The organism is Alcanivorax sp. VBW004, from assembly GCF_009718865.1.
Lineage (GTDB): Bacteria > Pseudomonadota > Gammaproteobacteria > Pseudomonadales > Alcanivoracaceae > Alcanivorax.
Map to the genome: position 1 here is coordinate 2,714,057 of NZ_WNHC01000001.1, position 17,667 is coordinate 2,731,723.

Annotated in this window: 17 protein-coding genes and 2 tRNA genes; 10 read left to right on the forward strand and 9 right to left on the reverse strand. The window is 57.7% G+C overall.

From position 1 onward, the window contains the following. Positions 1 to 21 precede the first annotated feature (21 nt). The 3 genes from F1529_RS12325 to dusA all read right to left on the reverse strand — a co-directional run bounded on the left by F1529_RS12325 (position 22) and on the right by dusA (position 2,669). The gene (locus F1529_RS12325) at positions 22 to 474 is read right to left on the reverse strand and encodes a TerB family tellurite resistance protein (RefSeq protein ID WP_155135156.1); all 453 of its coding nucleotides are present in this window, start codon (positions 472 to 474) and stop codon (positions 22 to 24) included. Continuing rightward, positions 471 to 1,445 carry a transaldolase gene (locus F1529_RS12330; RefSeq protein ID WP_155135159.1) on the reverse strand — a complete coding sequence of 325 codons (975 nt, stop codon included), beginning with the start codon at positions 1,443 to 1,445 and terminating at the stop codon, positions 471 to 473. Before F1529_RS12330 ends, F1529_RS12325 begins: the two co-directional genes overlap by 4 nt. 225 nt (positions 1,446 to 1,670) lie before the next feature. Then, positions 1,671 to 2,669, reverse strand: coding sequence for a tRNA dihydrouridine(20/20a) synthase DusA (gene dusA / locus F1529_RS12335; protein WP_155135162.1), 999 nt, complete (start codon positions 2,667 to 2,669; stop codon positions 1,671 to 1,673). A gap of 331 nt (positions 2,670 to 3,000) precedes the next feature. On the opposite strand from dusA, the gene F1529_RS12340 reads away from it, so the two are divergent. The 3 genes from F1529_RS12340 (at position 3,001) to F1529_RS12350 (ending at position 5,902) form a co-directional block, all read left to right on the forward strand. Beyond that, on the forward strand, positions 3,001 to 4,482 hold the full coding sequence (locus tag F1529_RS12340) for a SulP family inorganic anion transporter (RefSeq protein WP_007150267.1): 1,482 nt from the start codon (positions 3,001 to 3,003) through the stop codon (positions 4,480 to 4,482). A gap of 19 nt (positions 4,483 to 4,501) precedes the next feature. Then, complete coding sequence (locus tag F1529_RS12345) at positions 4,502 to 5,341, forward strand: universal stress protein (RefSeq protein ID WP_155135165.1); 840 nt, start codon at positions 4,502 to 4,504, stop codon at positions 5,339 to 5,341. Between the two features lie 135 nt (positions 5,342 to 5,476). After that, positions 5,477 to 5,902, forward strand: a complete 426-nt coding sequence (locus F1529_RS12350; RefSeq protein ID WP_155135168.1) for a hypothetical protein — start codon at positions 5,477 to 5,479, stop codon at positions 5,900 to 5,902. A 44-nt stretch (positions 5,903 to 5,946) separates the two neighbouring features. Here the strand turns inward: F1529_RS12350 and F1529_RS12355 are convergent, their stop codons facing one another. Next, positions 5,947 to 6,501: a DUF4399 domain-containing protein gene (locus F1529_RS12355; RefSeq protein WP_155135170.1), complete on the reverse strand. Its 555-nt coding sequence runs from the start codon at positions 6,499 to 6,501 to the stop codon at positions 5,947 to 5,949. Between the two features lie 177 nt (positions 6,502 to 6,678). Here F1529_RS12355 and gltX point away from each other — a divergent pair, with 177 nt between their 5' ends. From gltX to F1529_RS12370, 3 genes are all read left to right on the forward strand, one after another. Then, positions 6,679 to 8,166 (forward strand): glutamate--tRNA ligase, encoded by a 1,488-nt coding sequence (gene gltX, locus F1529_RS12360; RefSeq protein ID WP_155135172.1) that lies wholly within the window; start codon positions 6,679 to 6,681, stop codon positions 8,164 to 8,166. 234 nt (positions 8,167 to 8,400) lie between these two features. Next, a tRNA-Ala gene (locus F1529_RS12365) sits at positions 8,401 to 8,476 on the forward strand. A gap of 5 nt (positions 8,477 to 8,481) precedes the next feature. Beyond that, positions 8,482 to 8,557: transfer RNA gene (locus tag F1529_RS12370), tRNA-Glu, on the forward strand. A gap of 181 nt (positions 8,558 to 8,738) precedes the next feature. Here the strand turns inward: F1529_RS12370 and F1529_RS12375 are convergent. Further along, positions 8,739 to 9,446 carry an RES family NAD+ phosphorylase gene (locus tag F1529_RS12375; protein ID WP_155135174.1) on the reverse strand — a complete coding sequence of 236 codons (708 nt, stop codon included), beginning with the start codon at positions 9,444 to 9,446 and terminating at the stop codon, positions 8,739 to 8,741. After that, positions 9,437 to 9,844 (reverse strand): MbcA/ParS/Xre antitoxin family protein, encoded by a 408-nt coding sequence (locus F1529_RS12380; protein WP_007149390.1) that lies wholly within the window; start codon positions 9,842 to 9,844, stop codon positions 9,437 to 9,439. Before F1529_RS12380 ends, F1529_RS12375 begins: the two co-directional genes overlap by 10 nt. A 174-nt stretch (positions 9,845 to 10,018) precedes the next feature. On the opposite strand from F1529_RS12380, the gene F1529_RS12385 reads away from it, so the two are divergent. Beyond that, positions 10,019 to 11,056, forward strand: coding sequence for an amidohydrolase family protein (locus tag F1529_RS12385; protein ID WP_155135176.1), 1,038 nt, complete (start codon positions 10,019 to 10,021; stop codon positions 11,054 to 11,056). A 143-nt stretch (positions 11,057 to 11,199) separates the two neighbouring features. On the opposite strand, the gene F1529_RS12390 is transcribed toward F1529_RS12385, so the two are convergent. The 3 genes from F1529_RS12390 to gltA form a co-directional block, all read right to left on the reverse strand. Continuing rightward, complete coding sequence (locus F1529_RS12390; protein ID WP_155135178.1) at positions 11,200 to 12,084, reverse strand: NAD(P)-dependent oxidoreductase; 885 nt, start codon at positions 12,082 to 12,084, stop codon at positions 11,200 to 11,202. After that, positions 12,081 to 13,187 carry an SMP-30/gluconolactonase/LRE family protein gene (locus tag F1529_RS12395; protein WP_230457786.1) on the reverse strand — a complete coding sequence of 369 codons (1,107 nt, stop codon included), beginning with the start codon at positions 13,185 to 13,187 and terminating at the stop codon, positions 12,081 to 12,083. The genes F1529_RS12390 and F1529_RS12395 overlap by 4 nt, the downstream gene beginning before the upstream one ends. A gap of 218 nt (positions 13,188 to 13,405) precedes the next feature. After that, positions 13,406 to 14,689 (reverse strand): citrate synthase, encoded by a 1,284-nt coding sequence (gene gltA, locus F1529_RS12400; protein ID WP_155135182.1) that lies wholly within the window; start codon positions 14,687 to 14,689, stop codon positions 13,406 to 13,408. A 454-nt stretch (positions 14,690 to 15,143) separates the two neighbouring features. Here gltA and sdhC point away from each other — a divergent pair, with 454 nt between their 5' ends. The 3 genes from sdhC to sdhA are packed head-to-tail and all read left to right on the forward strand — an operon-like array spanning position 15,144 to position 17,665. Next, positions 15,144 to 15,521 carry a succinate dehydrogenase, cytochrome b556 subunit gene (sdhC, locus tag F1529_RS12405; protein WP_039926010.1) on the forward strand — a complete coding sequence of 126 codons (378 nt, stop codon included), beginning with the start codon at positions 15,144 to 15,146 and terminating at the stop codon, positions 15,519 to 15,521. Beyond that, on the forward strand, positions 15,515 to 15,886 hold the full coding sequence (gene sdhD, locus F1529_RS12410) for a succinate dehydrogenase, hydrophobic membrane anchor protein (RefSeq protein WP_007150974.1): 372 nt from the start codon (positions 15,515 to 15,517) through the stop codon (positions 15,884 to 15,886). Before sdhC ends, sdhD begins: the two co-directional genes overlap by 7 nt. 3 nt (positions 15,887 to 15,889) lie before the next feature. Further along, on the forward strand, positions 15,890 to 17,665 hold the full coding sequence (sdhA, locus tag F1529_RS12415; RefSeq protein WP_155135184.1) for a succinate dehydrogenase flavoprotein subunit: 1,776 nt from the start codon (positions 15,890 to 15,892) through the stop codon (positions 17,663 to 17,665). Positions 17,666 to 17,667 lie beyond the last annotated feature (2 nt).

Consider the following 17,667-nt stretch of genomic DNA (forward strand, 5'->3'; position numbering starts at 1 on the left):
CAGCGGCATCGGGTGCCGGCATCAGGTATCCAGCGCTTGAGGATCGGTGGCTTTCAGTTTGGCGCGAATGTAGTCGCCGTGGGAGACGTAGAGCAGGTCGCTGACCCGACGGATCAAGTGCTCTTCATGTACATCGGCCTTGCCGTCTGCGGCCGCCATGGCCCACATCTCATCAATCAACGTGACCCGCTGCTCCGGGCCCCAGTGATCGCGTAACGGCAGAGTGAACTCGAACAGGTCGGTGGCCTGATCCACTCGGTTTTCCAGCTCCGCCACAATATCCTGCATTTCCTCGGCATCCAGATGCCAGTGTTGCTCCACGGCAGCGGTCAGGCGCTGGGTTTCTGCCTGATCCACCGTGCCATCGGTGCGTGCTACCTCGAACAGCAGGGCTGCAGCAGCACGGTGCAGATCGTGTTCAGAGTACTGTGGTGTATCGCTTTCAGGGCGAAACAGTCGGTTCAGCCAATTCAAATGACACCCTCGTCAATCAGTAAGGTTTCCAGTGCCTGCTGATCCTTGGCAAAGCGGCGGATACCATCGGCGAGCAAGTCGCTGGCCATGGCATCATCGTTGAGCTGCCAACGGAATGCGGCTTCGTTCACCGGTGTCCAGTCGTCTTGCGGGGCCACCAGTTCAGGGTCCAGTACCCGGGTAAGACCGCCGTTATCGCCAGCCAGTTCCTCAAGCAGTGCCGGGCTGAGGGTGAGCTTGTCGCAGCCGGCCAGCGCTTCGATTTGCCCGGCGTTGCGGAAGCTGGCACCCATGACGATGGTGTCTAGGCCGCGGGCCTTGAAGGTGGCGAAGATTTCGCGCACGGATAGCACGCCCGGGTCTTGCTCCGGGGTTTCGATGGTCATGCCATTTTTGCGGTGCCAGTCGAAAATGCGGCCTACAAACGGTGAGATTAGAGTAGCGCCGGCTTCGGCGGCGGCCAGGGCCTGGGTCTGGTTGAACACCAGCGTCACATTACAGCGAATGCCTTCTTCTTCCAGGATCTCCACGGCACGGATACCTTCCCAGCTGGCCGCTACCTTGATCAGGATGCGGCCTGGATCCACGTCCAGCTCCCGGTAGATCGCCATTAGCCGGCGGCCTTTTTCCACGGTGGCGCGGGTGTCGAAAGACAGGCGCGCATCCACTTCGCTGGATACCAGACCGGGCACGCGTTCCAGGATAGCCTGGCCGGCCAGGCAGGCGTAGGTATCGGTGAGCCAGTCCATTTCTCCCTGGTGGCCCAGGGTGCGGCACAAGTCTGCCGCTTGCTGCAGCAGATCGCGGTAACGCTCGTCCCGGGCCGCGGCCAGCAGCAGGGAGGGATTGGTGGTGGCGTCTTCGGGGTGCAGCTGGGCGATCATTTCAAGGTCACCGGTGTCGGCAACTAACGATGTCCATTGAGCGAGCTGTTCGCGTTTGTTCACGGTATCCGTTCCTTTCAGTGTCATGGCGGGCGACAGGGTAGAGGCCAACTATGACAGGGAGTTTTCTGTGTCGTCGGAGCGGTGTTTGAATTGCCAGGTTGCGAGGAACGAGTGACGAGTTACGAAAACCCGTACCCGCTTTGTGCCTTTCGAAACTCGCGACTGGTAATTCGACACTGTTTTATTCGCGGCTCATACCCACAGCGCACAGAGAGCACCGCTCCTACGGAGATATAACGTACCCACAGGCTAAGGCAGTTGTGCCAAGGCGTCCATGAGCACTTGTGGTGTCGTCTCCGGTTTGTGCATGTTTTCGCTGAGGTGGCGTCGGAAACGACGGGCACCGGGTTGGCCCTGAAACAGGTTAAGGATATGCCGCAGCGAGTGCTTGGGTGCGTGCCCCAGAGCGTAACGGCGTTCCACATAGGGCAGGAACTGTTCGGCAATAGCCTGGCGGCTGGGAATGGCGTGGTCGTCGCCAAATACCACCCGGTCTGCCGCGGCCAGGAAGTAGGGGTTTTGGTAGGCCTCGCGACCAATCATGACGCCATCCACTTCCCCCATGTGTTCGTGTACCTGATCCAGTGTCTTTACGCCGCCGTTAAGGATGATTTCGATGTGCGGAAAGGCCTGCTTGATGGCATAAGCGCGCTGATAGATCAGCGGCGGGATATCCCGGTTTTCCTTGGGGGAGAGGCCGGAAAGGATCGCCTTGCGGGCATGGATGGTCAGGCTGGTGCAGCCGGCGGCTTCCATGCGGCCCACAAACCGGTAAAGGAAATCATAGTCATCCTGGTCATCGATGCCGATACGGGTTTTCACCGTCACCGGTACGCGGACCGCCGCCTGCATGGCTTCGACACAGCGCGCCACCAGCTCCGGCTCGGCCATCAGAATCGCGCCGATCTTGCCCTGTTGAACCCGGTCGGATGGGCAGCCCACATTCAGATTGATCTCGTCATAGCCGTAGTCTCCGGCGATGCGGCTGGCCTCGGCCAGTTGTTGTGGGTCGCTGCCTCCCAGTTGCAGGGCCACGGGGTGCTCTTCGTCGTTGAAACTCAAGAAACGGTCACGATCGCCGTGCAGAATGGCCTGGGCTACCACCATTTCGGTGTACAGCAGCGTATGCCGGGTGATCAGGCGGGCCAGAAACCGGTAGTCCCGGGTGGTCCAGTCCATCATCGGGGCTACGCTCAGGCGACGGTCCAGTATTAGCGATGGGCTGTTGGCGGCGGTGGACTCGGTCATTAACACGGTATCGGGCACATAATTGGGGCCTTTGCGGATGCCGCGAAGGCGGTACACATAAACGGGGATTATCGCATGTTGTGGTCTCGGGGCGTAGTGGGGTGGGGGGGAGGCTTCTGGCGCTTCCTGTAATTGGCCGAACGGTTCTGCTAGAATCCGCGCCTTTCCTTACTGTCGGGTGTTCATAATGACCCAAACACGGCTGAGTCCGCCCTAGCGCGCCCTCCTTACATGGCTTTGCCGTGCGGTGCCTGTTGGTGCCGTTCTTCGTATTTTATTGCTGCCGCTGCGCAGCCTTTGCTTGTTATTTCCAAACACAGGATTGAAATCCATGCTTCGAACGATTCAGCAGGACTGGTTCAGTAACGTCCGTGGCGACTTGCTGGCAGGGGCCGTTGTGGCACTTGCCTTGATACCGGAGGCGATTGCCTTCTCCATCATTGCCGGCGTGGACCCGAAAGTGGGTTTGTATGCCTCTTTCTGTATTGCCGTGGTGACGGCCTTCTTTGGCGGGCGCCCGGGGATGATTTCTGCAGCCACTGGCGCCATGGCGCTGGTGATGGTGACTCTGGTGGCCGACCACGGCTTGCAATACCTGCTGGCGGCCACGGTGCTCACTGGCGCACTGCAGATCATCGCGGGGTTCCTCAAACTCGGTAACCTGATGCGATTTGTGTCGCGTTCTGTGGTCACGGGGTTTGTGAATGCCCTGGCGATTCTTATTTTCATGGCGCAGTTGCCGGAGTTGGTGAACGTGACCTGGCATGTTTACGCCATGGTGGCCGCTGGCCTGGGGATTATCTATCTGTTGCCTCTGCTGACCACGGCGGTGCCGTCGCCGCTGGTCTGCATCGTGGTCATTACCGGTGTGGCGATGTATCTGGGCATTGATGTGCCCACGGTGGGGGATAAGGGGGAGCTGCCGGACAGCTTGCCAATCTTCCTGTTGCCGGATATTCCGCTGAATCTGGAAACCCTGAAGATCATCCTGCCGTATTCTCTGGCATTGGCCGTGGTTGGTCTGCTGGAATCCATGATGACGGCCACCATTGTTGATGACTTGACCGACACTGACAGTAACAAGAACCGGGAATGCAAAGGCCAGGGCGTGGCCAATATCGCGTCCGGTTTTCTGGGCGGGATGGCCGGTTGCGCCATGATTGGCCAGTCGGTGATCAACGTGAAATCCGGTGGGCGCAAGCGGTTGTCGACCCTGTTTGCCGGCTGTTTCCTGTTGGTACTGGTGGTGTTCCTGGGCCAGTGGGTTTCCCAGATTCCCATGGGCGCGTTGGTGGCGGTGATGATCATGGTGTCCATCGGTACCTTCAGCTGGGAGTCCATTACCAATATGGCAAAACATCCGGCCAGCAGTACCGTGGTTATGCTGGCCACGGTGACGGCCACCGTGGCGACCCACAATCTGGCTATTGGTGTGGGGATCGGGGTGGTGTTGAGTGCCCTGTTCTATGCCAACAAGGTGGGGCGTATCTTCTACGTGAAAGCGACCGAAAGTGCTGAAGACGGGCACCGGGTTTACGATGTGGTGGGGCAGGTATTCTTTACCTCCTCCGACCAGTTCATCGCCTCGTTTGACTTCAAGGAAGCCATCGATAAAGTCACTATTGATGTTCATCGTGCCCACTTCTGGGATATCACCGCTATCGGCGCCCTGGACAAGGTCGTGATCAAGTTCCGCCGCGAAGGCACCGAAGTGGATATCGTCGGCCTCAACGAAGCCAGTGCTACGCTGGTGGACAAGTTCGGTGTGCATGACAAGCCCGCTGCCGTTGAAAAAATGATGGGCGGCCACTAAGCGCCAAAGGAGAACAACAATGACGAATGTCATCGCCTGTATCGACGGCTCCAACGCTGCAACGGCTGTTTGTGACTACGCTGCCTGGGCGTCACAGCGCCTGAGCGCGCCGCTGACCTTGTTGCATGTGCTGGATCATTCGCGCTACCCGGTCAGTGCCGATTTCAGTGGTAATCTGGCGCTGGGTGGTCGCGAGCACTTGATGGAAGAGCTGGCCGACCTGGATGCCAAGCGTAACCGCCTGGCATTGGAACAAGGCAAGATGATGCTGGAAGCGGCAAGTCAGCGCGCCAGCGAAGCTGGCATTAGCGACCCGCAACAACGTCAGCGTCACGGTGATCTGGTGGATACGCTTGCCGAGCTGGAAGAAGACATGCGTTTGCTGGTCATTGGCAAGCAAGGCGAAGAACACGAGGGTATTGGTGCCCAGGTGGGAGACAATGTCGAGCGTGTTATCCGCGGCCTGCATCGCCCAATCCTGGTGACGGCAGGGGAGTTTCAGGCACCGAAAACCATCATGCTTGCATTCGATGGCAGTGCTACCTCGCGTAAGGGAGTGAGCATGCTGGCTGACAGTCCGCTGTTTCAGGGGCTGGATTGTCATCTGGTGACGGTTGGCAATAACCATGAGGGGCTTGATGAGGTGGCTCGGCAGCTCGAACAATCCGGGCATAACGTGCAAACGGCCACGCTTGAAGGTGAGGTGGAGCCTGCTTTGCACCAGTACCAGCAGAGCCACAACGTGGACCTGGTGGTGATGGGGGCCTATGGTCATTCCCGCATCCGCGAATTCTTTGTGGGCAGCACCACAAACAAGATGATTCGTGAAGCGAAGGTGCCGCACCTGTTGTTACGTTAAGGAGATGGCAGCGGCTGATGAGGCTTGTGCAGGATAGTGGATTCCGTTATTGAATTGCTCTGATCATTTGTCACTCATATAGGGCCTTCGATAAATGAGTGCAAAAATATTAAAAATACAAAAACAGGGGGAAGCATGGTCCGAATTATTTCACTTCTTGTTGGCGCTACGCTGATGGTGCCTGTCGCCTCTCTTGCCTGTGGCGGTGGTTCTGTGATGTCGGCAACGAAATCCGATGGCACCAAAGTGGGTTTGATTATCTCAAACCAGCAGATACATGCTTTCCCATCATGGAATCCTGAAATGGGGGAGCCTCCTTTGCCTGTCTCGGAGGCGTACAGGCTGGTGAAGGAGTGGTCAAAATCCCAGTACAGCCGCTATGACATGGTGGACGTAAGGGAAATTGCCCTCACAGAGCATGGCTGCTCCCTGGCCGAAGATGTTTGGTATTACCGAGTGGATCTTTTGCCTGTTTTCGACGGTAATAGAGTTTGGGGTGGGGGAAATTTTGCTGCTGTGTTGATGGATGGAACTGTGATTGGGCCAACCGAACTGGATTGATTAATGAAAGGGCCTCAATCGAGGCCCTTTTTTGTGCTGGGTAGTCATTCCACCGTGATGGTGATCTTCTCGGACATGACCGGTGGCTCATGGGGAACATGGCGGTAATCGCCCAGCAGTAGCTGCAGGGTGTGGGTACCCGGTTCCAGTTCCAGCTCGGTTTCAGTCTGGCCTTTACCGAAGTGAACCACCTGGTCGTTGGCAGGTAGCGGCATGCCCATGTCCGGCAGGGTTTCCAGGTCGATCAGCAGGTGGTGGTGGCCACTGTTGTCTTGCTCGTTGCCAGCCGGCGCCACCTCCATGCCTTCCAGACCAAAGACAACCTTCACCGGGCTGCTGACGGTGGCGCCATTGGCCGGGCTGACGATTTCAGCGGCAGCGCCTTCCGGGGCGGGGCTGCGGGTAATGCCGGTGGCAGCAGGTTTTTCAGCGCTGTCATCGGTGTTCATGTGATTACTGTGATCGGTGGCGGCAGGGGCGTTTGCAGCTGGAGCCGCAGCTTCTTTGGTGGCGTCTTCGCTGTTGTCGGAACAGGCTTGCAGCAGGGTAGTGCTGGCAATCACAGCGACGAGCAGGGAACGTTGAAACGGAATACGCATGGTCTTTTCCTTGAGCAGTTGAATCCAATGAAGACCTGCTGCCAGACAAAACAGGGCAACAGAGTGAACCGGAGTCACGAAGTTGTCATAACCATAGCAGAAACCCCGGGCTTCGTGTCTACATGGTGGCGGCTTTGACAGGTATAATCCGCGCCAGTTTGCATTATTGGAGTCAGCATGACTGTTCGTACTCGCGTCGCCCCGTCGCCCACCGGTGATCCCCACGTCGGCACGGCTTATATTGCCTTGTTCAATCGCTGCTTTGCGCAGCAGCATGGTGGCCAGTTTATTCTGCGTATCGAAGACACGGATCAGACCCGTTCCACGGATCAGTCCGAACAGATGATCCTGGATTCTCTGAAATGGCTGGGTCTGACCTGGGACGAAGGCCCGGACGTGGGCGGGCCGCATGGGCCGTACCGCCAGAGCGAACGTAAGGGTATGTACCGCCAGTACGCGGACGAGTTGATCGAAAAGGGCCATGCGTTCAAGTGCTACCGCACCAGTGAAGAGCTTGATGTGCTACGGGCCGAGCTGAAAGAGAAGGGTGAAAATCGGGCGCTCAAGCCGTCGGATCTGGAACTGCCGGCTGATGAGCAGGCGAAACGTGAGGCTGATAACGCACCCTACGTGATTCGCATGCGGGTCCCCACGGACGGTCGCTGTGAAATTCAGGATATGCTGCGCGGTACGGTCGAGCTGGACTGGGCGCTGGTCGATGCACAGATTCTGCTGAAATCCGACGGCATGCCCACCTACCACCTGGCGAATATCGTGGACGATCACCTGATGGAGATCACTCATGTAATTCGTGGTGAGGAATGGCTTAACTCTGCGCCCAAGCACAAATTGCTCTATGAATATTTTGGCTGGGAAATGCCGGCGCTGTGTCACATGCCGCTACTGCGTAACCCGGATAAATCCAAACTCAGCAAACGCAAGAACCCCACCAGTATCCTGTTCTATCAGCGCATGGGCTACCTGCCTGAGGCGCTGGTCAATTACCTGGGACGCATGGGGTGGTCCATGCCGGATGAGAGCGAGAAATTTTCGCTGGCGCAGATGCAGGACGCGTTCGATATCCAGCGTGTGTCTCTGGGTGGGCCGGTGTTCGATGTGGAAAAGCTCAGCTGGCTGAACGGCCAATGGTTGCGGGATCAGAGCGATGAGCAATTCCTGGATTCGCTCCTTGGCTGGGCCTACAACCGCGACTACGCAATGAAAATCATCCCGCACCTGCGTCAGCGGGTGGAGACCTTGTCGGAAGTGGCAGACAAGGCAGCGTTTTGCTTTAACGGTATGCCGGCGCTCACCGAAGCCAGTTTCGAGCATAAGCAGTACGGCACCGATGACATCAAGGTGTGGTTGCAGTATCTGCTCTGGACCTATGAAGCGCGCAACGACTGGAACCGTGACGGTCTGTTCGCCGACGCCAAAGCCATCGCCGATGCCCTGGAAGTGAAGATCAAGGATTTCCTGTTCCCGGTCTTCATCGCCATTGCCGGCACCAGTGCCAGTTTCTCGGTGGTCGACTCCATGGAGATCATCGGTTCTGACATCAGTCGTGCCCGCATCCGCCATGCCATTGAGGTCCTGGGGGGAGTATCCAAGAAGCAGATGAAGAAACTGGAGAAGGCCTACCGGGAAATAGCTGCGAGTTTCTAGCGACTAGCTGTGAGGAAAACCGCAAGCGGGCTGGCAGGTTGTGCTCAGTAACTAGTCCGCCACAATCCTTTAAGCTCGAAGCTGCTTGTTTTGCCCAGTTTTTCAGCAACTTGCTCAGGATGTAGTCAAATCGACTTCATTCTGAAAAAAACCGCTGGCTGGCGCTTGACAGGGTAGGGGTGGCCGGTAGAATACGCCGCACCTACCGGGATGTACCTGATCCCACTGGTATTTGGGGCTATAGCTCAGCTGGGAGAGCGCAACACTGGCAGTGTTGAGGTCAGCGGTTCGATCCCGCTTAGCTCCACCAAACACGTCCCCTTCGTCTAGTGGCCCAGGACACCGCCCTTTCACGGCGGTAACAGGGGTTCGACTCCCCTAGGGGACGCCAAATAGAAAAGCCTCACTCGAAAGAGTGGGGCTTTTTTATGGCCGCTTTGCGGCCGCATCACGTTTCACGCACTAGTCCATCATGCTACAGGCTTGGTCTGATCCTGCGGTCCCGGGATCAGTCGCAAATAGTAGATGCTTCCTCTCCGATGCTTCGCTTACTGGAAATGCTGTTGCCTGCGTCAGCTCAGTCGCCGGATGGTGAGGGTGTGGGCGATTTTTTCGCCGTCCCAGATGTATTCGTAGTGAGCGCTGGGGGTAATGCTGGCGATAATTTGAGGGCTCAGCAGGGCGTAGCAATGGCTGCCGGCAGCCCGCACCGATTCGTAATGAATGCCGCTGTGCTGCTGGTCCCTTAGGTGCTGGCCCAGCAGGTGGGCTGCGCTGTAATCATCGGGCGCATGCCAGTGTGGGTGATCACTGGCAGGAGTGATATCGATGAGTGTCGCGGTGAAATTGACCTTCAGGCCGCGCATGACGATGCGGTCATATTTGAGGCCATCCACCTGCTGGAAGTAGCGTTGCTGGTGATAGCGGGTTTCGGCAATGGCCGTTGCCATACGGTCAGCACAATAGAAGACGCCGTAATGGCCCGCAGAGAAGCGCGAACCGGCCGGGTTCACATGCACGAAAGGGCCCAGGGCGTAGTTGCAACCGGGGATGCCCCAGGGGCGTTGATCGGGCGGTACCCGGTTCAGCTCGCCAATATCATTTTGCAGGCGGGGATTGGTGAGTGCCTGCACGGCAAACAGCGCATCGAAATCGGCCTGGTCCGCCACATCATCGAAGATGGCGATGGGGGGATATTTGCCATTGACCAGTCGGTAGGCGGTTTGTCCGCGTAGTGTCGTGCGCGGCAGGGCATCGGTATCCGGTTCACTCAGCCCCATTGGCCGCCCCGCAGGCTGTCGAGCTGGCGGTGTACTTCATAGAGGCTGGCGACCCGGCCGTTGCCCATAATGCTCATGGGGGTCGCACCATTGAAAAAGGCGTTATGGTTGGCCATGCGCACAAAGCCGTACACGTTCTCCTTGTTGCCGAACAAGGTACGTAGCGCCTGATGGATATTCAGCAGATAGCTGAGCCGTTCCAGCAGATCCTGGTTTACCCGCGCGCTGTCTGGCTGGCTCTGGTATTTGTGCAGGGTGGAGCGGCCTACACCGAGTAGCGCCATTTTCTCCTTTTCACTGCACTGCCAGTGCTCCAGCAGCTTCAATACGGCACGCAAGGCCGCATGGCGGGCGCCATCGTCCAGAGCTTGTGGGGTATAGGCTGTTGCCGGTTCCATGTTTTGCCTCCTGTTAGTGCCAATAATGATCTATATTTTAGTTATTGTCTATATTGAGACATGCAGGGCAAGAAAATGTCATATCCATGAACAACCTGAGGTGTCTGTAGTCACTGTATTGCGGTCATTGGATGGCCAGGCGCCGGGTTGGTGAACATTTGCTGGAGAGGCTGGATGGGAAACAGGGTTAATGTGTTGGGTAGCGGAGTGTTGCTGTTGGCTGCGCTGTCGGCAGGCTGTGCCAATGCAGGAGAGGTTGCGAGCCGGCAATGGACTGATGCGCACCTGCACTATGTGGATTTCATGCAGGACAGTGAGGGCGCCCAGGCGATGATCGCGGCCATGAATGAGGCGGGTGTGGAGCGAGCCTGGATATTTGGTCTGCCGGTGATGAAAAAATGGCAGGCAGAGGCGCCACGCCGCCCCCGGTATTATCTGGGCGATGAGGCGCCTCTGTATTACTACAGTGCCACGGATGACATTGTTGCCCAGGCGGTGTTGTCGTTGCCGAAGCAGCAGCAGGCGCGGTTGCAGCCGTTTATCAGTGGTTTCAACCCCACGGACATGCATGCAGCGGAACAGGTGGAGCACCTTATTGAGCGCTATCCAGGCCTGTGGCAAGGGGTGGGGGAAATTCTCACCCGGCATGATCAGCTCACTGCGCTGACCGAAGGAGAGACTCCCCGGGCCAACCACCCGGCACTCATGAAAGTGTATGCAATGGCGGGGCGCTATGATCTTCCCGTGTTGCTGCACAGCAACCTGACCTCCCTTCGCGAAGAGACGCCGATCTATCTGGGGGAGCTGGAAGAGGCGCTCAGTGAGCACCCGGAAACCCGTTTTTTGCTGGCCCACGCAGGTACCAGTGGTGGTGTGGAAGAGCGACAGGCACCACTGGGGACCTTGCCGCCTATCCTGCGGGCATTACTGAGCCGCTATGAGAATTTGTATATTGATCTGTCGTGGAGCGTAAAGGACCACTACCTGATTGATGACGGCGTGCCCAGCGAGGAGTGGCTGGCGCTTATCCGTGAATTCCCGGACCGTTTTACCCTGGGAACCGACCTCGTGGGGCATTTCGACAGCATGGAGAGGGTGCTGGGCGAGTACGATCCGTTGCTGGAGGCGTTGCCCAAAAAAGTGGCAGAGCAGCTTTCACACGGGAATGCGGATGCGCTTGTGCCCAAAAAAGGGGCAGTGACGTTGCCTTGAATGAAGATTTGTCGTGGATTTAAGGGAAAGTCCCGGCTTCTGATGAGGGCTGTTTCTTCGCCTTTCGGAGTGCCTGACGCCTAAACCCACAATGACATCGGTGGTGGTGTGGGTTTCAATTTTATTGCGTCAGGCATGCGGCATCAGGCTTCAGGTTTTTTCTGCAATCGACGCAACAGGGACGATGTGTCCCAGCGGCCCCCGCCCCTGGCCTGAATATCCCGGTAAAAGTCGTTTATCTGCTCAGTGATGGGCAGGGGGGTCCCGTTCCGGGCAGCTTCGTTCAGGCAAATATCCAGGTCCTTGCGCATCCAGTCCACGGCGAAGCCGTGCTCATACTGGTCGTCGATCATGGTCTGGTGCCGGTTCACCATTTGCCAGGAGCCGGCGGCCCCCTGGCTGATGGTTTCGAAGACTTTGCTGGCATCCAGGCCGGCGTTCAGGGCAAAGGCAACGCCTTCGGAGAGGCCTTCCACCAGCCCGGCTACGCAGATCTGGTTGACCATCTTGGTCAGCTGGCCACTGCCCGCCGGTCCCATCAGGTTGGTGGCTTTGGCGTAATGCTGAAGGGTAGGCAGTACACGCTGATAGATCGTCTCTTCACCCCCGCACATGATCGACAGTTGGCCGTTTTCAGCTCCTTGCTGGCCGCCGGAGACCGGGGCATCCACAAAATGATTGCCCTGCTTCCGACAGGCGGTATCCAGCTCACGGGCCATTTCTGCGCTGGCGGTGGTGTGATCGATCAGAATCGCGCCCTTGGCAAGGCCTTGCAGGGCGCCGTCATCGCCGAGCGTTACCTGACGCAGGTCGTCGTCGTTACCGACACAGACAAAAACCAGATCAGCCCCCTGGGCGGCTTCAGCGGGGGTGGTGGCATGGCTGCCGGGGTAGTCCCCGGTCCACTGCTGTGCCCGCTGGCCGGTGCGGTTGTACACCGTCATGGTAATACCCGCTTCGGCCAGGTGCCCGGCCATGGGGTAGCCCATGGTGCCGAGTCCGATAAAGGCGGCGTTCAGGGCGCTCATTTGTTGCTGTCTCCGTCATTACTGCGAGTGGCGGCGCTGTTATCGCCCAGGGGGTAAGCGGCAAAGCGAGGTTCGGTAAGGCTGCCCAGGTAGAGGGTGTTGCCGTGCTGTTCGGCGCTGGTGATCGGGGCGAAGGCGCCGTCGCTGTTGTCTTGCAGATTGTGGGTGACCTGTCCTTGCTCGTCGAGGCCGAGTACAAAGCCGTGATGCACCGGTTGCGGCTGCAGGAAGCTGGGCATACGGAAGGCCACTTTGCGCAACAGGGGTTTGTCGGAAAGGCTGTCGAGCATGGCATTGCGGGGGCTGAACAGGGCGAGCCAAAAGGTGCCGTCGCCGTTGGCCGAGATGCCATCCGGGATGCCGGGCAGGTTATCCATGAAGATGTCGTGGGTGCCGGCTTTGTCGCCTTTGAGCCAGTAGCGAACGATGCGGTAGTTGCCCGTTTCGGTGACCAGCACGAAGTCTTCATTCTGCGACAGGGCGATACCATTGGCGAACTGCAGGCCATCAAGCAGGACTTCGGCTTGTTCGGTGCCCGGGTCGTAACGCAACAGCCGCCCATGGCCGCCGTGTTCCATGATGTCGTCGCGGGCATGCATGGCCGGGCCAAATTTGCTGGAGGCATCGGAGAAATAGGCGATGCCGTTGCTGTCCACATCCACGTCATCGGTGAAACCGTAGGCCAGTCCGTTAGCGCTGTCGCTCAGGGTTGTGATGGCGCCGGCCGCGCTGATGCTCAAAAGCCCCTTGTACCCATCGGCAACGATCAGGTTGCCGGAGGGCGCAAAATCCAGACCCAGTGGCCGGCCTTCGGTGTTGGCGATCAGGTCCGGGTTCTTGCCGTCGGGATCAAAGCGAACAATGCGGCCATCTACATAGCCCACGTACAGGTAGCCTTCGTCATCAATGGCCACATCTTCCGGGCCAATGCCTTCATCCTTGCCGAGTATGCGGCTGTCATTGAGTGTTGTGTTGGTGGCGTAGGGGCCTTCAAGGGCGGGGGCTGTAGGGGCTTGCCAGGCGACGGGCTCGATACTGACCGGCCAGAATAACAGGTAAGCGGCAATGGCGATGATGATGAGAAGTGCGAGGATTTTTTTCATTGTCATGTCTGCATTGGCTAGCGAGACGATGATGCTTGCATGCACGGCGCAACCACGCAAATGCAGGGTGGTAATAGCGTCCAATCAGCAGGGTGAAACTGTCGTTACCAGGAAGTGAGCGGTGAGTTTAAGGGAGTGAAAGTTTAACTGTGGCGGCTTTTTGCAGACACAAAAAAACCGCCCGAAGGCGGTTTTTTTGTCAGGCGATAACGAGGCGCTTATTTGCGCTCGTTGACCGGAACGAATGAACGTTCGGCTTCGCCGGTATACAGCTGGCGCGGACGGCCAATCTTGTACGGGTTGGAGATCATTTCGTTCCAGTGCGCAATCCAGCCTACGGTGCGTGACAGGGCAAAGATTACGGTGAACATGGAGGTCGGGATCCCGATGGCTTTCAGGATGATGCCGGAGTAGAAATCCACGTTCGGGAACAACTTCTTCTCTTTGAAGTAGGGGTCGCTCAGCGCGATTTCTTCCAGCTTCATGGCCAGTTCCAGCTGCGGATCGTTCACACCCAGTTCGGCCAGAACGTCGTGGCAGGACTCGCGCATCACGGTGGCACGCGGATCGTAGTTCTTGTAAACGCGGTGACCGAAGCCCATCAGCTTGAACGGGTCATTCTTGTCCTTGGCCTTGGCGATGTAGGCGTCGATGTTATCGATGTGACCGATTTCATCGAGCATGTTCAGCACGGCTTCGTTGGCGCCACCGTGTGCTGGGCCCCACAGGGCAGAGATGCCAGCAGCGATACAGGCGAACGGGTTGGCACCGGAGGAGCCTGCCAGACGCACGGTAGAGGTGGAGGCGTTCTGCTCGTGGTCCGCATGCAGGATGAAGATGCGATCCATGGCCTTGGCCAGGGTCGGGCTGATCTTGGACTCTTCGCAGGGGTTGCCGAACATCATGTGCAGGAAGTTTTCTGCGTAACCCAGGTCGTTGCGCGGGTACATGAAGGGCTGGCCCAGCGCGTACTTGTAGCACATGGCCGCGATGGTGGGCATCTTGGCGATCAGGCGGTACGCGGTGATTTCACGGTGCTCAGGATTATTGATGTCCAGTGAGTCGTGGTAGAAGGCGGACAGGGCGCCAACTACACCACACATGATGGCCATCGGGTGGGCATCGCGGCGGAAACCGTTGAAGAAGTTGCGGATCTGTTCGTGCACCATGGTGTGGTTCTTCACGGTGCTGATGAACTGATCCCGTTGCTCTGCGGTAGGCAGTTCGCCGTACAGCAGGGTGTAACACACTTCCAGATAATCAGACTGACCTGCCAGCTCCTCGATGGAGTAGCCGCGGTGCAGAAGTTTACCCACTTCACCATCGATAAAGGTGATCTTGGATTCACAGGAAGCGGTAGAGGTGAAACCCGGGTCGAAAGTAAAGACGCCGTTAGCTACCAGTTTGGACACGTCGATAACGTCGCGGCCCAGAGTCGGGGTGTAGATCGGCAGGTCCAGGTCCTGACCCTCTACCTTGAGAGTGGCTTTCTTCTCGGTCATGGGAATCTCTCCATTGGCGGACGAGGGAACGTTCCTCAAGGTAAGGAAGGTCCTCCAAAGCGCGGGGGAAGGTAAAGTTTTGACACACCTTTGTCAACGCGCAGGCGAGAACCGGCGAGTCAGACTTTTGTAGGGTAAACAGCTTGTTACGGCAGAATGACAATTTTGCCTCAGCATGGTGCAACACAAATTCATGGCGTTCAGATCAGGTGCATCATTGTAAATCAAGGCGTTAGCCGGTAAGTGGGCAATAATTGTCGGTCGGAGCGTTTGTTTTGCGTAAGTGGCGGCGATATACTGCCGCCCGGCAGAAACCTCCTGCTGGGGGTTTCACACGGGCCCACCCCGGCCCGGGCAGAGTTATTGAGATCAGGCTTCACGTTTTGATCTCAATAACTCTGCCAAGTTCCCGACAACCGCCTCTTAACTGAGGCCTGGCTATAAGTAGGCTACCGTGAACGATAAGCGACCCGTTAACCTCGATCTGAGCACGATCAAGTTCCCGGTCACGGCTATAGCATCTATCACCCATCGTGTAACCGGCGTTGCCATCTTTTTGGCATTGCCGATTCTGCTGTGGATGCTGGATCGCTCCCTGGCGTCTCCCGAGAGCTTTGCGGACCTGAAAGAACTGATGATGACCTCACTGCTGGTGAAACTGGTGGTATGGGGCATTTTGTCTGTATTGCTGTACCACCTGGTGGCGGGCATTCGTCACTTGATTATGGACACCGGTGTTGGTGAAAGCCTGGAAGGCGGCCGTCGTGGCGCCAAGCTGGCCTTCATCATCTCTGCGGTATTGATTCTGCTGGTAGGAGTCTGGATATGGTAACCAGTGTAACGAGCCTGGGCCGTAACGGCCTGTATGACTGGCTCATTCAGCGCGTATCCGCTGTCATCATCGGTGTCTACATGATCGGCATGCTGGGTTATCTGATCACCGCGGGTGATCTGGACTATGGCAGCTGGAAAGCCTTCATGGGATCTATCTGCATGCAGATAGCCAACACCCTGCTGGTAATTTCTGTCGCTGCACACACCTGGGTGGGCCTGTGGGGCGTAACCACGGACTACCTGACCAGCCTGACCTTTGGTAAAGCCGCCACCGGCGTGCGCCTGATTGCCCAGTTGGCAATTGCTCTGGCGCTGGTTGTGTACCTGCTTTGGGGTCTGGTTCTGATCTGGGGAGGGGCGTAATCCATGTCCATTCGCACTATTACGTTTGACGCTATCGTCGTAGGTGGTGGTGGTGCCGGTATGCGCGCCTCACTGCAAATGGCCCAGTCCGGTTTCAAGACTGCGCTGATTTCCAAAGTCTTCCCGACTCGTTCGCACACTGTATCCGCCCAGGGCGGTATTACCTGTGCGATCGCGTCCGCCGATCCCAACGATGATTGGCGCTGGCACATGTATGACACCGTGAAAGGTTCCGATTACATCGGTGACCAGGATGCGATCGAATACATGTGTAATGTGGGCCCTGAAGCGGTCTACGAGCTGGACCACATGGGCCTGCCGTTTTCCCGTACCGAAGAAGGGCGTATTTACCAGCGTCCATTCGGTGGCCAGTCCAAGAACTTCGGTGAAGGTGGCCAGGCAGCCCGTACCTGTGCGGCCGCTGACCGTACCGGCCACGCGCTGCTGCACACGCTGTACCAGCAAAACCTGAAGAACGGCACCCAGTTCTACAATGAGTGGTACGCCGCAGAACTGGTCAAAGACGCTGAAGGCAATGTTTGTGGTGTGATCGCCATCGACATCGAAACTGGCGAGACTGTGTTCTTCAAGGCCAAGGCAACCGTCTTTGCCACCGGTGGTTCCGGTCGCATTTACGCCTCCACCACCAATGCCCTGATCAACACCGGTGACGGCGTTGGCATGGCTCTGCGTGCTGGTCTGCCGGTGCAGGACATCGAAATGTGGCAGTTCCACCCCACCGGCATCGCCGGCGCCGGTGTACTGGTAACCGAAGGGTGCCGGGGCGAGGGTGGCTATCTGATCAACAAGGATGGCGAGCGCTTCATGGAGCGTTACGCGCCGAACGCCAAAGATCTGGCGTCCCGCGACGTTGTTGCCCGTTCCATGATGATGGAAATTCTGGATGGTCGTGGCGACGGTCCGGATGGCGATCACGTTTATCTGAAGCTCGATCATCTGGGTGAAGAGGTGCTGCACAGCCGCCTGCCGGGCATCTGTGAACTGGCCATTACCTTCGCGCAGACCGATCCGGTAAAAGAGCCGATCCCGGTTGTGCCGACCTGTCACTACATGATGGGCGGTATCCCCACCAATGTTCATGGTCAGGCGCTCAAGCTGACCGGTGGGCATGAAGGTGACGCCGAGTTCGTTAACGGCTTGTTCGCGGTGGGCGAAGTGGCCTGTGTATCCGTACACGGCGCCAACCGTCTGGGCGGTAACTCGCTGCTGGACCTGGTGGTATTCGGTCGCGCAGCTGGCTTATACATTGAAGATGCACTGCGTCAGGGCATGACTCAATACGAGCCACGCGATGCGGACATTGATGAAGCGCTGTCACGGGTTCGCCGTTGGGACGATTCCAAGGGTGGTGAATCTGTCTCCGCGCTGCGCAAGGAACTGCAGAGTGTGATGCAGAACCACTTCGGGGTGTTCCGCAAGGGCGATCTGATGGCAGAAGGCGTGGCCAAGCTGGCCGATCTGCGCGAGCGGATTGCCAAGGCGCACCTGGATGACAAGAGCAAGCCGTTCAACACCGCGCGTATTGAGGCGCTGGAGCTGGATAACCTGCTGGAAGTGGCGGAAGCCACTGCCATCGCGGCCGAAGGCCGTACCGAGAGTCGTGGCGCGCATTCCCGCTACGATTACCCGGATCGTGACGATGAGAACTGGCTGTGCCACTCCATCTTCGACCCCAAAGCCAAGAAGCTGGGCAAGCGTGACGTGAACTTCAAGCCGAAGACCGTTGACACCTTCCAGCCCAAGGCGCGGACCTACTAAGG

Excerpts from the sequence above, each read along its gene's own strand:
- F1529_RS12390 (WP_155135178.1), bottom strand. The coding sequence starts at position 12,084 with ATGAGCGCCCTGAACGCCGCCTTTATCGGACTCGGCACCATGGGCTAC.
- sdhA (WP_155135184.1), top strand. The coding sequence starts at position 15,890 with ATGTCCATTCGCACTATTACGTTTGACGCTATCGTCGTAGGTGGTGGT.
- sdhD (WP_007150974.1), top strand. The coding sequence starts at position 15,515 with ATGGTAACCAGTGTAACGAGCCTGGGCCGTAACGGCCTGTATGACTGG.
- F1529_RS12355 (WP_155135170.1), bottom strand. The coding sequence starts at position 6,501 with ATGCGTATTCCGTTTCAACGTTCCCTGCTCGTCGCTGTGATTGCCAGC.
- F1529_RS12380 (WP_007149390.1), bottom strand. The coding sequence starts at position 9,844 with ATGGAACCGGCAACAGCCTATACCCCACAAGCTCTGGACGATGGCGCC.
- gltA (WP_155135182.1), bottom strand. The coding sequence starts at position 14,689 with ATGACCGAGAAGAAAGCCACTCTCAAGGTAGAGGGTCAGGACCTGGAC.
- F1529_RS12375 (WP_155135174.1), bottom strand. The coding sequence starts at position 9,446 with ATGGGGCTGAGTGAACCGGATACCGATGCCCTGCCGCGCACGACACTA.
- F1529_RS12345 (WP_155135165.1), top strand. The coding sequence starts at position 4,502 with ATGACGAATGTCATCGCCTGTATCGACGGCTCCAACGCTGCAACGGCT.
- dusA (WP_155135162.1), bottom strand. The coding sequence starts at position 2,669 with ATGACCGAGTCCACCGCCGCCAACAGCCCATCGCTAATACTGGACCGT.
- F1529_RS12350 (WP_155135168.1), top strand. The coding sequence starts at position 5,477 with ATGGTCCGAATTATTTCACTTCTTGTTGGCGCTACGCTGATGGTGCCT.
- gltX (WP_155135172.1), top strand. The coding sequence starts at position 6,679 with ATGACTGTTCGTACTCGCGTCGCCCCGTCGCCCACCGGTGATCCCCAC.
- F1529_RS12385 (WP_155135176.1), top strand. The coding sequence starts at position 10,019 with ATGGGAAACAGGGTTAATGTGTTGGGTAGCGGAGTGTTGCTGTTGGCT.
- F1529_RS12330 (WP_155135159.1), bottom strand. The coding sequence starts at position 1,445 with ATGACACTGAAAGGAACGGATACCGTGAACAAACGCGAACAGCTCGCT.
- F1529_RS12340 (WP_007150267.1), top strand. The coding sequence starts at position 3,001 with ATGCTTCGAACGATTCAGCAGGACTGGTTCAGTAACGTCCGTGGCGAC.
- F1529_RS12395 (WP_230457786.1), bottom strand. The coding sequence starts at position 13,187 with ATGAAAAAAATCCTCGCACTTCTCATCATCATCGCCATTGCCGCTTAC.